The 13,878-nt window shown below is 44.7% G+C and carries 13 protein-coding genes; 6 read left to right on the forward strand and 7 right to left on the reverse strand.

The features are described 5' to 3' along the window. The first annotated feature begins 7 nt into the window (after positions 1–7). Both ACZGCQ_RS15685 and ACZGCQ_RS15690 read left to right on the forward strand, forming a co-directional pair. Positions 8–1,180 (forward strand): DEAD/DEAH box helicase, encoded by a 1,173-nt coding sequence (locus ACZGCQ_RS15685; RefSeq protein ID WP_035412637.1) that lies wholly within the window; start codon positions 8–10, stop codon positions 1,178–1,180. Beyond that, positions 1,177–1,821 carry a hypothetical protein gene (locus tag ACZGCQ_RS15690; RefSeq protein ID WP_481266802.1) on the forward strand — a complete coding sequence of 215 codons (645 nt, stop codon included), beginning with the start codon at positions 1,177–1,179 and terminating at the stop codon, positions 1,819–1,821. Before ACZGCQ_RS15685 ends, ACZGCQ_RS15690 begins: the two co-directional genes overlap by 4 nt. 53 nt (positions 1,822–1,874) lie before the next feature. Here ACZGCQ_RS15690 and ACZGCQ_RS15695 read toward each other — a convergent pair whose 3' ends face one another. From ACZGCQ_RS15695 to ACZGCQ_RS15725, 7 genes are all read right to left on the reverse strand, one after another. After that, complete coding sequence (locus ACZGCQ_RS15695; RefSeq protein WP_481266803.1) at positions 1,875–3,662, reverse strand: diguanylate cyclase domain-containing protein; 1,788 nt, start codon at positions 3,660–3,662, stop codon at positions 1,875–1,877. Between the two features lie 10 nt (positions 3,663–3,672). After that, positions 3,673–5,514 (reverse strand): diguanylate cyclase domain-containing protein, encoded by a 1,842-nt coding sequence (locus tag ACZGCQ_RS15700; protein ID WP_481266804.1) that lies wholly within the window; start codon positions 5,512–5,514, stop codon positions 3,673–3,675. Positions 5,515–5,684: 170 nt separating this feature from the next. Beyond that, positions 5,685–7,583 (reverse strand): ABC-F family ATP-binding cassette domain-containing protein, encoded by a 1,899-nt coding sequence (locus ACZGCQ_RS15705; RefSeq protein ID WP_481266805.1) that lies wholly within the window; start codon positions 7,581–7,583, stop codon positions 5,685–5,687. A 1-nt stretch (position 7,584) separates the two neighbouring features. Then, on the reverse strand, positions 7,585–8,283 hold the full coding sequence (locus ACZGCQ_RS15710) for a lysophospholipid acyltransferase family protein (protein ID WP_481266806.1): 699 nt from the start codon (positions 8,281–8,283) through the stop codon (positions 7,585–7,587). 78 nt (positions 8,284–8,361) lie between these two features. Continuing rightward, positions 8,362–8,619 (reverse strand): hypothetical protein, encoded by a 258-nt coding sequence (locus tag ACZGCQ_RS15715; RefSeq protein WP_023467272.1) that lies wholly within the window; start codon positions 8,617–8,619, stop codon positions 8,362–8,364. A gap of 38 nt (positions 8,620–8,657) precedes the next feature. Next, on the reverse strand, positions 8,658–8,963 hold the full coding sequence (locus ACZGCQ_RS15720; protein ID WP_481266807.1) for a hypothetical protein: 306 nt from the start codon (positions 8,961–8,963) through the stop codon (positions 8,658–8,660). Positions 8,964–9,090: 127 nt separating this feature from the next. Then, positions 9,091–9,258 carry a hypothetical protein gene (locus ACZGCQ_RS15725; protein WP_023467274.1) on the reverse strand — a complete coding sequence of 56 codons (168 nt, stop codon included), beginning with the start codon at positions 9,256–9,258 and terminating at the stop codon, positions 9,091–9,093. Between the two features lie 233 nt (positions 9,259–9,491). Between ACZGCQ_RS15725 and ACZGCQ_RS15730 the strand changes: the two genes are divergently transcribed. The 4 genes from ACZGCQ_RS15730 (at position 9,492) to ACZGCQ_RS15745 (ending at position 13,877) form a co-directional block, all read left to right on the forward strand. Beyond that, positions 9,492–10,346 (forward strand): CvfB family protein, encoded by an 855-nt coding sequence (locus tag ACZGCQ_RS15730; protein WP_373953487.1) that lies wholly within the window; start codon positions 9,492–9,494, stop codon positions 10,344–10,346. A gap of 332 nt (positions 10,347–10,678) precedes the next feature. After that, entirely contained in the window at positions 10,679–12,241 is a 1,563-nt protein-coding gene (gene cshA / locus ACZGCQ_RS15735) for a degradosome RNA helicase CshA (RefSeq protein ID WP_481266808.1), read from the forward strand. A gap of 106 nt (positions 12,242–12,347) precedes the next feature. Then, positions 12,348–12,614: a hypothetical protein gene (locus tag ACZGCQ_RS15740; protein ID WP_029340877.1), complete on the forward strand. Its 267-nt coding sequence runs from the start codon at positions 12,348–12,350 to the stop codon at positions 12,612–12,614. Positions 12,615–12,686: 72 nt separating this feature from the next. After that, a complete protein-coding gene (locus ACZGCQ_RS15745; protein ID WP_481266809.1) occupies positions 12,687–13,877 on the forward strand; it encodes an EAL-associated domain-containing protein in 1,191 nt (396 codons plus the stop codon). The last annotated feature ends 1 nt before the right edge of the window (position 13,878 follow it).

A 13,878-nucleotide genomic window follows, 5' to 3' on the forward strand; every position in this document is an offset into this window, starting at 1 on the left:
AATCGTTATGAACTTTACAAAACCATTTTTACAGGAAGCATGGGAACGGGCACGTTTTACGGAGTTGATGCCTGTTCAAGAACAAGCGATCCCATTGTTGCGCGAAGGAAAAGATGTCCTTGCTGAAGCGCCTACAGGTACAGGGAAGACGCTTGCCTATGTCATTCCAGCTTTAGAAAAGATTGAAGTAGAAGAACCACACGTGCAAGTCGTGATCACGGCACCAACACGGGAACTCGTCATGCAAATTCATCAAGTCATTCAATTGTTTGCTCAAGGAAGTGGGATCAAATCCGGTGCATTCATTGGTGGAGTTGAATTAAAACGACAATATGAACGATTGAAGAAAAAACCGCAAATCATCGTTGGTACACCTGGACGCCTTGTTGAGTTGATTGATTCGAAGAAGTTGAAAATGCATAAGGTGAAATTGATCGTCTTAGATGAAGCGGATCAAATCTATGAGAGTGGCATGAGTGACTCGGCGACGCGAATCGCAAACAGTGCATTACGCGATCGACAGCTAGCATTCGTATCAGCGACATTGCCGGAACGGACAGCGGAATGGGGACGGACGCTTGCGAATGATCCTGAGACGATTCGTGTTGAGCGTGCCGTTAGCACACAAGTGACATTCGGTTATTTGGAAACTTCACGTCGTCAGAAACCGGAACTGTTACGTCGTCTTGCGAACATGCAAGGTTCGAAAGTGCTGACATTCATCAACAACCGCTCTTTCCTTGGTCCATTGAATGGAGAGTTGAGTAAATTCTCATTGAAATACCGGATTTTAGACGCTGAAAAAGGAAAGCGAGAGCGGATGGAGACGTTACGTTCTTACAAAAAAGGAGAATTCCCATTACTCGTCACGACAGGTCTTGCGGCGCGTGGTTTAGATATCGAAGCGGTCACACACGTCGTCCATTACGATTTACCGGAGTCGCTTGACGACTTTGTACACCGTTCAGGTCGGACGGGACGTGGTAATGCAAACGGTATGGTACTCGCTCTTGTAACGGATCAAGACCTAAAACACTTAAAAACACTTGCGAAGCAAATGGGCGTCGAGATGGAGCCAATGGAAATTTACCGCGGAGAAGTCATTCCGAAACGTGAATTTACAGCTCCTCAGACGATTAAGCGACCGGCTACTCCACACCGGAAAGGGCGATCGAAATGAAGAACGATCGAAAAGTAATTCCATTTCCGACAACGGTTTCTGAAGCGGAAATGAATGCAGCCTTGAAAAAAATGTATCAAGAAGCAGCGACATCACGCAGTACGGACTGGGTCGCTTTCATTGAAGAAATCGCGACGGAAGGACGTTGGTATTTAAAAGATGCTGAATTGTTCCGGGACTTGTTCGTTGACTGGGCAATCTTCTATGAAACGGATGATCAAGGAAAAACACCGCACGGTCGTTTTCTCGAGCAGGTGAAAGAAGAGCTATCACCTAGTCTTTATCGCGCCTTACGTGGGTTGGCGGACCCGATGCCTTCGCTGTTTCAAGTCGAGGCAGATGGTGTCGTTGATTTAATGTCGAAACAGACGTATCAAACCGATCTCTCTGAGATCGAAGTTGAACCGGGTGATCTGTTGGTTGGAAAACTACTTTATATTTCTGGAAAGTGGCGCTTTGCGATTGCCTACATGAAGGTAGCGCGCGCATTAGTACCAGAAGTCCTTGCTTTGTTGACGGACTTCGTCAATGAAGTGGGAGAAGACGCGTTACTCCGTCAGTATCCTGAGTTTTGTGCGGAATTAATCGACTTGCTCCTCGATATCGAAGAAGGCAACATTGCCCCGAGACCAGAAGAATGATCTAAAAAACCTAGGACACATGACTGATTACGGTCAACGTGTCCTAGGTTTTTTCATGAATCCGCTCGATATAAAGCGACATCGTTCTTATCCCGGTGCTTCACACGATACATGGCAAGATCGGCTTGCTTTAAGCATGTTTCAAGATCAGCTGCGTGACATGCTGTCACACCGATGCTTGCGGAAACAAATAAGGATTGTCCTTTATAGACATAGGGACGTCTTAAAAATTGTAAGAAGGATTTACATTTTCGTCGTAAGGACAGCTCATCATCGGCTTGTAAGAGGATTGCGAATTCATCTCCACCAAGGCGATACACGGATTCTGAAGAATTCATATGTTCGCTCAATCGCTTTGCTACCTCAATCAAGACATAATCGCCGGCTTCGTGACCATACGTATCATTGACTTGCTTGAATCCATCTAAGTCGACTAAGGCGAGATAGTTCTTTTCAGGGAGTCGATTTGAAAAATCACGCTCTAAAGAACGACGATTTCCGATACTCGTCAAAGCATCATGGTAGGCATGGTATTCAATTCGTTTTTGACGGATTTTGCGTTCCGTGACATCATGCAAAATCGTGAATCGCCCCATCGAGGTAGCAGCAATCTGAATCGGAATATCAATGATTTCATATTGTCTATGTTGTTCATCTTCATACTCATCGACATCTGTTTCAAGCGTCTCCAACAAATGACGCATCGTACGAGGAACATGTTCAATCGTCATGTCGGGCAAATGAAAAAGACGTTGAGCAGCTAAATTTGCGTACATCGCAGTGCCGGACTGATTAAGTCGAATCATCGGATCGGGATGACCGAGAAACAGTGGAATGACTTGTTGTTCGCTCTCTTGGATTTGTTGTTTTCGATGTTCGATGCGTGAAGCAAGTTGCTCATTTCGTTCGTGTAATTGTGCGACGATTAGTCTATGCTGACGGGCGATCAAGATTTGTCGAACAATCAGCAAGAATAAGATGACGAAGATGTCGAGCTTTCCACCTTCTTGTTCCACCATGTAATGGATGAATAAAGGAACGGCCAGTAAAGGAAGCCACGAACGGGGAATGACCGTCGTTCGTGCGGTCCCTTCTTCAATATGATCAACATGCCATAAAATAGCTGCGCTTTGCGCCAAACGGATCAATATCGGAAAGAACAGCAGATAATGCGCCGAAAAATCCGGGAAGTAGACACTGGAGACTTCATAGATACCACGAATGAAAATGGATAAGAATAATAAAAACAATGCCATTCGTGATACCCAATGTGTTTCTTGGATGAATGTAAAATAGAAGAAGACAAACAGGCCAAGTGATGTGTTCGTAATGACGATGATGGCATAAGGAACAGTTTGAAGCCCCGGATTCGTCAATTCATTGAGAACATGAAACGCGACAAGTCCAATGAAAACGACGATGATTGCAGCATCGATGAAAGCGAGCACATGTTGTCCGAGCGTTCGTTTTGTGATGATCCGGTAAAAGATTGCGTATAAGAATACATAATGTGATATCGAAAATAAAATTAGGCTATAAAATGATGGAACTGGAAAGTCCGAATCAAAGAAACGTAATGTTTCAAGAACGGAACCGATACAGGATAGAACTAATGAGCCTAAAGCAATCAGCCAGAACTTCCGTCTTGGCACTATTAATGTTTTCTCCTTACGATAAGCCGTAAGGATGAAGTAAGCAATCAATCCAAGTGATATATACTGAAGTACTTGTTCGACGATGCGATTAGAAATGGAAGGGGTCCATGTAGCAAGGATCATTAAGGCAAATGAGATGACAAGCATGGCAGGGAACCAACGGATGAAATAGGTCGATTTAAGCAAGGGATCCCTCCTAACGTTTGATGTGGGAAGCGAATATATAGTTATTTTTTTCGGTCTTCTTAATATGGTACATGGCTTCGTCTGCTCGAATCAATAATTGTTCCGAACTCTTACCATCTTCAGGATATAAGGATATTCCAATGGATGGTGTGACACGAAGCGTGTACGTTTGAATATAAAATGGATGATTCAGGACTTCGAGAACGTGTTCGGCAAACTGTCGTGTTTCTGAAGCAGATGCCTGAATGAAGATCAAGAATTCATCTCCTCCCAAACGTGCGACGAGATCAGTTGTCGTCGTCATTGATTGAAGACGCATTGCCGTTTCTTGTAACAGTAAATCACCGACATCATGTCCGTAGGTATCATTGATTTGTTTGAAACCGTCCAAATCGATGAATAATAAGGAACCGTGATCTAGCGACTGAAGAGTTAAATAAAGTTGTTCTTCGAAGTAACGTCGGTTTGGCAAACGAGTGAGCGAATCGTGGTATCCCAAACGTTCTAGCCATACTTCCTGCTGATAATCTTCCGTGACATCCGCTAAGATGACGAAATAGCGTTGCTGATGTGGAATATCGATGACAGTCGTATTCAAAAAGGTTTCTGGATGTTCCTCCGTAGCCGGTACATGCAGAAGGTGAGCGGGATAGGTCAACTGCTCTTGCTGAAGCAATGGAATGAGTCGATCGAGTTGTAAGCGGTGACTCGGTCCGAGCGGCAGATCATTCCATCCCGCCACTGTAGCAGCCGGGTTGACGGATCGGATCTGATACGTTGCATCGATTTCAAGCACAACTTCTGGATAAGACAGAAAAAGCGACGTCAGTTCTTTTTCCCGTAACTGTAAGAGTGCTGTTTTTTGATGGACGATGTCTTCTAGATTCGTTTGCAGTGCCGTTATTTCCTGTAACAACCGAAGATTTTCCCGATAAGAGAAAAGCTGGCGTGTTAAAAATAATAAAAACGTAATACCAACAGACAATAAGAAGAAAGTTCGAGAGACAGGGAAGAATGTAATATAAAGAATCAGCACAGATAACAAGATATAAACCATCAGTGAACGCGTAAGCGTCTCGACCCGAATGAGAGTCGCTTGTTGCTCACGACTGATGGGAAGGGCACGCGTATTCATGAAGGCGAGGATAAATAAACTGCTAAGTGGATATAGCGGGAGCAATAGACCCGCTATTTGTGGTTCGCCGTTCAATAACAACGTATAAAATACAAAGTTCGTCATTCCGAGAAAAAACGTTCCGAGTATAAGAAAGATGAATCCTGTTCGCGATACGTTTCGTTTTAGTCCAGAAGCATAAAGTAAGAAAAAGAACAGTGTCAATAAAATCGTTAAGAAAGCATAAAATGTCCAACTGATCTGTTCGAGCACTGTTCGTGTATAAGAAGGAACAAAACGGAAAATAGCGATGTATCCAGCAATCATCGACACGGTGAATAAGGTCAAAGAATCGAGAATCAACAACTTTTGTTTTTTAAATAAAGACAAATCCAATTGTCGAAAAAAGAAAAAGACCATCATCGTCAAGTGAATCGTGTAAGGTAGATCGAGCAAGACGTTCAGATTAATAGAGTTCCATTGTAAGAGACGTCCGATCATATTCAGTAAATCACCTAAAAAATACGAAAAGAAGGCAATGGATAGCCATTTATAAGGGAAAGAAGTTTGTTTAAGGACACTAGATCGGCTAAGTAAGAAAATCATGAAAGAACCGGTCAAACTAATGACTGACGAGAGTTGTAACGAGCGGTCTTCTGGCAATAGCCAGAGCAGAATATACGTAACGACTAAGTAGAATGCGACGGTAGGGTAGATGTTTTGAACGATCCGTTTCATCGGAACTCCTCCTTTCGCAAGCCTTCCTTAAAAAAAGAAATATGCTATAACATTACCCGATATCTAGTATGAATTCACATATATTTTCATATAAAAATGAAAACAAGAGATGTTTTCCATTTCATGAAAAAAGCGGAGCTCTTCTTAGTGAAGAACTCCGCTTATCGAAATTACTGATTAGATTGACGATACGTTTCAAATGCCTCGATTTTTTCGGAAAGATAGGTCCAATATTCCATTCGTTCGTCCAGTGTTGCTTTAGTCTTCTCGATGGATTGATACAGTTCATTGACCTTACCGAGGTCGCTTCCTGCCGAAGCAAGTTCGGCTTCTAATTGTTCCAGTTCAGCTTCACTCTCTGCGATTTGTTGTTCAATGATCGCCCAATCTTGTTGTTCCTGATAACTCAACTTCTTCGGTACCTCTACTTTAGGTGTAACAACCTCAACCGTCTTTTCAACGACGACTGGAGAAACAGGTGTCGTCATTTGCTCGAGATAGTCTGTATATTGTCCGTAATAAAAGACGATGTTCGCATCTTCAAATGCAATCAGACGATTAACGACCCGATCGAGGAAGTAGCGATCATGGCTGACCGTAATGACGGTACCTGGGAATGATTCTAAATAATCTTCAAGTACGGATAACGTCTCGGTATCCAAGTCGTTCGTCGGCTCATCGAGGAAGAGGACGTTCGGTTCTTCCATCAAAATCGTCAACAATTTCAGACGGCGTTTTTCGCCACCAGATAGTTTACCGATTTGTTTATATTGGGCTTCTGGCTTAAAGAGAAACTGTTCGAGCATCTGACTTGCCGTGATTTCCTCACCAGCGAGTGTCGTGATGACTTTTGCGATCCGTTCGACTTCATCGATGACACGGCGTTCGGGATGCGTGAACTCAGCAAATTGACCATAAAAGCCGATTTTGACTGTTTCTCCGTGAATGATTTCGCCTGTTGTCGGCTCTAAGCGTTGCGCAAGGATCGAAAGAAGCGTTGATTTCCCACTACCGTTTCGGCCAACGATACCGTAGCGTTCTTTTCGTCCGATCAGAGCGTTGAACGACTCAAAGAGTGTCCTTTCCCCAAATCGATGTGAGACATCATACGCTTCAATGACTTTCTTACCGAGGCGGGTCGAACCGACTTGTACTTCGAGTGTCGATTCTTCTTCTTCGTATGAGAGATCCTGTAAGGCATCCACGCGCTGGATCCGGGCTTTTTGTTTCGTCGTCCGCGCCTTTGCTCCGCGACGCAACCAGGCGAGTTCACGACGTAGGATGTTTTGACGTTTTTCTTCCATAGAAGCCGTCCGTTCACGACGTTCGGCACGTTTCTCAAGAAACGATTCATAGTTTCCGACATAGAAATAAGCCGTTCCGTTTGCGATCTCCATCATATGATTCGTCACACGATTCAAGAAATAGCGATCGTGAGTGATCAGTAGAATCGCACCACGGTATTCCTTAATCTGTGTCTCAAGCCAGCTAATTGTCTCGGCATCGAGTTCATTCGTCGGCTCATCGAGCAGGAGAAGATCGGCTTCATCGAGTAAAGCTTCAGCGAGTCCGACACGCTTGCGTTGTCCTCCGGAAAGAGAGCCAATCAACGCGTTCAAATCGAGGATGCCGAGTTTGTTTAAAATCATCTTTAAGCGTGATTCCGTGTCCCAAGCTTGCGCAGCATCGACTTCTGTCTGAGCTGTGATGAAGCGGTTGAGTAACGTTTCACTCGTCGGATCTTGTTCGAGTGCTAGACGCGCCGTTTCATAGTGACGCAAGGCGTTAATCGTTGGTGTATCACCAGACAGGAGGACTTCCATGACAGTTTGATCTTCCGGATAATCTGTCGTTTGCGATAGCAAGCGGATCCGATAATCATTCGGGTGATGCATCGTACCAGCGTCTGCCGTCTCTTTACCTGCCAGGATATGCAGGAGAGTCGACTTACCGGTACCATTGACGCCGATGATGCCAATCCGGTCGCCTGGAGAGACGGAGAACGTGACGTCTTCGAAGACGATTTTATCGGCGAATTCTTTTTTGAGATTTTCTGCTTTCATTAACATATTAGACACCTTCTACAATCTGTTTGATTTGCTGTTCGACTGTCTGGACAAGTTCTTTCTGTGTCATCGTACTCGGATCAATCGACGGTAAAATCGTGACTTCGACCGTGGCAGGACGAATTTTACCCGTTTCCTCCATGACTCGATAGCTACCTGAAATTGCGACGGGTACGACGCGAGCACCGCTTGATGTCGCGAGAGTGAAGCTTCCCGCTTTGAATTCGGCCATCGGTCCGCCTTTTGAGCGTGTTCCTTCTGGGAAGATGATCATTGATTGTCCGTCCTTGATTGTCTCGACACCAGCACGGATCGCTTTTAGAGATTGGCGTCGATCTTTTCGATCAATCATGACACATCCCATCAGATTCATCCAAACATTGACGATTGGAATTTTATTCACTTCGATTTTTGAGATGAATGCTTTCGGTTTGTCGATTTTCCCAAGTAGGATCGGAACATCGAAGTTCCCTTGGTGATTCGAGATGAAAACGACGGGTTCGTTTGCCGGGATATGTTCACGACCCGTCACGTTGACACGAACACCAGCGAGTCGGAGAAGTGAGTTCGCCCAGGCGCTTGCTACACGCTGGACGAATGCATAGCGCGCAAGATGGGTTCGACGTTTTGCACTAGGTAAAAACGGTAAGGTACAGGGTAAGACAAGTCCAAAATAAATGAACCATATGACAGTACGTATCATAGTGAAGTGACAGCTCCTTTTTTTATTACTGATGTTATTGTACAAAAAAAGACCGGGCGTCGCACCCGGTCTGCGTGATTATTCCCAGTAACGAGGTTCAGATTCCTCTTCGCTTTCTCCTAATTCAAAGGTGAGGCGACGTGTCGTTGGATCGACGGAGAACGTAGCGTTCGTATTGTCGATCTGTTTGATTTCCATCGTTTCCTCATCCAAAATGAGAGTCAAGCGGACCTTATCTTCGTGATCTACGAGCAGTACGCCATCTTCCTTCAACCATAAATCGATGACAGGGGAGTAGCGAAGTGTCCAACCGTTTGATAAAGGGATTTCGTTCATAATGAATCTGTTCCTCCTAGATGATGAAATCGTGTTCTTTACTTATCATGCTGGTCTGTCGCGGAGAATGCAAGTGGTGTGTTGGAATCTTGTTGAGGATAAGAGACTTGATAAGAACGTTCACGTTTTTTCATCCGTTCGTACTGTTTTTTGACACGGCGGTGTTGGATGTATTCAATGTAAGTCAGGTAGGACGTACGTATCAGTTGGCGAATTGATGATAGTGACAGACAAATCGCTAGCGTAAAGACGAACACACCGACCGAACTCGTATAATAACCGGTAACAAAACTTAAGTATGTAGTGATGAGACCCGCAATCGTCGTGAATAAGTAGAAGAGCACGTCCGTTTCCTCCTCGAAATTAAAAATAATGGTATGTTCATTACAATTCGAGGTGAGTCGTGATTTTCCTTTATCGTCCTGTAAATGTCCGGAAAAAATAAAAAAATCCACACGGAAGGTGTAGATTTTAAGGGCGATCGATTTGCTGAAGCGCTGGTGTCTTCGGTGTCATATCCGTACTATTTGATCCTTCTGCGAAGACGATTCCAATCGTAGCAAGGAACGCAAAAAATGCAAAAACCAATGTTTTCGTGAAGCGTCGTGCGAACGAACGCGATTGAATATTATGAAACATTTTTATCCCCCATATTTACCTAAACTAAACCTTCTTTTTCCTGTTATTTAATCATATATCTTTTTTTCAAAAAAATCACGCAAATGTGTTTCGTTCACAAAGATGTCACAACTGTCATCGTGTGGTCGATATCAGAGGTGAACAGAAAAAGAGTATAGTATGGTAGGGAAAGAACAGAGGGATGATTCAAAAGAACTTGAATCAATTCAAATAGAGAGAGGAGATGACCCGAAATGGGATTACGCGCAGGACAGGTTGTCACATTAAAAGTAGAACGCGAAGCAGAGTTCGGAGTGTTTCTGACAGATGGAAACGAAGACGTGTTGTTGCATAACAATGAGCAGACACAAAAGGTAGCTCTCGATGATGAAGTAGAAGTCTTCTTGTATCAAGACAATGAAGGGCGTCTGGCATCATCGATGACGATTCCAGAAGCTTCATTTGAAGATTATGTCAAGACGACGATTAATGGAACACGCTATAACACAGGAGTATTCGCGAATATCGGCATTCAAAAAGACGTTCTCGTCTCACTTGACGATTTGCCGCAGCGCCGGATGTTCTGGCCAGAAGAAGGCGATCAACTCTTCATTCGTCTGAAACATGATCAAAAGCTTCGGTTACTCGGAGACCCCGCACCTTATGCATACTTCAACTTACGTGCGAAGCCGGCACCAGAGGAATGGAACAACATGGACGTCGAAGGTCTCGTCTTCTCACAACGCGAACCAGGCGTCAATGTCTGGGTCAACGATCAGTCGATTGGATTCTTGCATGAACGTGAAATGGAACGTTGGCCGCGTCTTGGAGAAGTCTTGAAATTACGAGTGACAAATGTAAAACCAGATGGTACAGTATTACTTTCAGCACGACCACGTGCCTTTGAAGCCATTGATACAGACGCGGAGTTGATTCTGAACCATCTACTTGAACATGATGGTCAGATGCCGTATGGTGATAAGACAGCTCCCGAGACGATCGATGAAGTATTCGGTCTCAGTAAGGCAGCATTCAAACGAGCGCTCGGTCGCCTGTTGAAAGACAAAAAAATAGAAAAAAATGAAACGGGTATTCGGTTGACGAAATAATCGGACCGAGTAAGCCTGCGTTTCGAATAGATAGTAAGGAATTCATCATTTTGGTGGTTGCGGCTGGTTTGATTACCGGCGACCATTTACTGAATATACCCCATCACTAGTGGGGGCACGCGATGACGTTCATCGCACGGTCCGGGCATTACGCCTTTCCCTCGCCCTTATGGCAACGATTATGATGGTGACTTCCCTAAACATTATTATAAGAGAAACCACTCTATCTTTATGTGATAGATTCTGTTATAATAGGTAGTCGATTGTATTCGTTACGGTAGCGTCTGTTTAGTGGCAGACGCTTTTCATATGACAAAGGAGAGTATTTAGCATTGACAACATTTCGTGAATTAAATCTTAGTGAGGCACTTATCAAAGGTGTCCTAAAAATGGGCTTTGAAGAAGCAACACCAATCCAAGCAGAAACAATTCCAGTCGGACTCAGCGGCGTTGACTTAATCGGTCAAGCACAAACAGGTACTGGTAAAACTGCAGCATTCGGTATCCCGACAATCGAGCGTCTTGACGCGAAATCACGCAACATCCAAGCGTTGATTCTTGCTCCAACACGTGAACTTGCAATCCAGGTAGCAGAAGAATTGAACCGTATCGGTGACGTAAAACGCGTTCATGCACTTCCTGTTTATGGTGGTCAGCAAATCGATCGTCAAATCCGTGCGCTTCGCAAAAATCCACAAATCGTCGTTGCAACACCAGGACGTTTGATGGACCACATGAACCGTAAGACGTTGAACCTCGATCACGTTCAAACGGTCATCCTTGATGAAGCAGATGAGATGTTGAACATGGGATTCGTCGAAGACATCGAGAAAATCCTCGGTGCACTTCCAGAAACTCGTCAAACACTCTTGTTCTCAGCAACGATGCCACCACAAATTCGTAAAATCGCAGATCGTTTCATGACGACTCCGACACACATCAAAGTCAAAGCGAAAGAAATGACAGTTGAAAACATCGACCAGTCATTCATCGAATTAAAAGAAAGCCAAAAATTCGACGTCCTTTGCCGTTTGATCGATACGGATTCTCCGGAACTTTCAATCATCTTCGGTCGTACGAAAAAACGTGTTGACGAAATGACTGAAGGTTTGATCCAACGTGGATACACAGCTGACGGGTTACACGGTGACTTAACACAAGCAAAACGTGACCAAGTCATCCGTCGTTTCAAAAAAGGAACGATCGATATCCTCGTCGCGACAGACGTTGCAGCACGTGGTCTTGACATCTCTGGTGTCACACACGTCTACAACTTCGATGTCCCACAAGATCCAGAAAGCTACGTTCACCGGATCGGTCGTACAGGTCGTGCTGGTAAAACAGGATCGGCTGTCACATTCGTTACACCGCGTGAATTCGGTCAAATCAAAACAATCGAACGTGTTACGAACAAAAAAATGTCACGTCGTCATGCACCAACACTTGATGAAATCTTAGAAGGCAACTTGAAGCTTGCTGCACAAGAACTCATCAAACGTGTTGAAGCAAAAGACTCAAAAGAATATACGACACTTGCACAAGAACTCTTAGAAGAGTACGAAGCAGTGGAACTTCTTTCAGCAGCACTTAAAGGATTGACGAAAGAGCCGGATGCAACACCAGTCCAAATCTCTTCAATCGAACCAATCCGCGTGAAACGTTTCGGTAGCAACGGTGGTGGAAATCGTCGTCCTTACGGAAACAAAGGTGGAAGTGGAAGCGGCAACCGCAGTGGCGGATACCGTGGAAACAACCCACGTAGCGGTAGTGATCGTCGTGAAGGTGGTCGTTCATCTTCTTCATCAGATCGTCGTGAAGGCGGTTATGCTGGACGTAGCAACCGTAGCGAAAGCGATCGTAACCGTGGTGGACGTAAACCACGTTTTGAAAAGTAAACGATTCGAACCGATTTGTCACAGACAAGTCGGTTCTTTTTTATGATTTATCTAAGCGGTCATGATAAAATGAGCCATGAACGATAGGGAGAGGGCTGAATCATTCGTGTATACCATTTATGTAGCAGCATCCGTCTGTCTCGTTGCACTGATTATCGCGACGAAAAAGATTTGTGAGCGGACGACAAAAGGACATTTTCGTTATATTCCGTTGGCGACCTTATTATTCGGTGGCATCATCTTTCTTGTGCTAGCCATCGGTAAGGGAGGAGCCGTCGGAATTCAATACGGCGTCCTGAGTATCATCTACTTGACGGCGACATTCGGTGTGTACTTGTATATCGCTTTGCGGAAAGATACGACGTTATCGTAAAACAGGGGCTCTCTCGTTACAGAGAGGCTCTTTTTTTGTTAAGATAGAACAAGAGTACAAGGGGGGAATAGAATGGATGCATTAGATGTCATCGTTCATCCCGAAGAGATAGAGGCGTGGTTTCAACCGATCGTAGGAGCTGCCCCTTTTAAGGTGGAAGGGTATGAAATCCAGTCCCATTTTCGTGGAGAACCGTTAAAACCATTTTTTCAGGAAGATGATGTTCCAATCGAGTATCAACTCGAAGTCATGGGGCATGTCGTCCGTCGAGCATTCCAAAAAGTACCCTCCGATGCACAAGCGTTCATCTTAATCCGTTGCCGTCCAGCTTGGCTGTTTGAAAACGGTGGCGAGGACTTCTTGCATGTCTTACGGACGGTCGACTCATCGTTTCCAAAAGAGCGGATGTACGTCACATTGACGGACGTCCAAGTCGATGATTTTGACCGTCTAGGTCGGATCGTCGCATATTACCAGAACTCTGGACTGAAGGTAGCGCTGGACCGTGCGGAAGCAACGAGTCTCGAACGTGTCTTTTCGATGTCACCGGATATGTTGATCGTCGATTTATCCTCCATGATTGAGAAAAAGACTGTCTCAGCGTCATATCCGCATCTCTTACAGACGATGGAGCACCTCTGTGATCAGCTCGGAGCGCCACTTTTGTATAAGAATATCAGTCATCTCGGTCAACTTCGGTATGCGTGGCAGCACGGAGGGCGTTACTACATGGGTAATTTACTTGGAGAAGCATCACCTGAATGGGTCATGACCTGTCCTGGTATGGAAGTGTTGATCCATGAAGTTCCGATGTTCTACAAATATGATCGCGAACAGATGAATCGCTTGTTCCAACTGGAGCAAGACTGGACAGTCCGATTTAATGAAGATTGTCAGTCCTTGAAGCCGGAGCAAGATCTCGACCAATGGTTGCTGACGCTCGCCCGGAAGATGGAGCCGGAATTCATCCGGTTTTATATCACGGATGCGAATGGATTCCAACAATCTTCAAACGTCAGTAAAAAGAGTGGGGAGTGGAAACTCTATTCCTTCTACAAGGGATATAATTGGAGTTTTCGTCCTTACTTCATCCGGACGACGGTAGCGATGGAACGACGACATAGCGGATATTTGTCCGAACGATATGTCGACTTCAGCTCGAGCGAACAAACGCGGACATTTAGTATGCCGCTCGGTAATGGGATGTTCTTATTTGCGGATATATCTGCAGATTATCTATATCAAGAACGATTGAGTGAATGAG

The organism is Exiguobacterium sp. HSB13, from assembly GCF_056764755.1.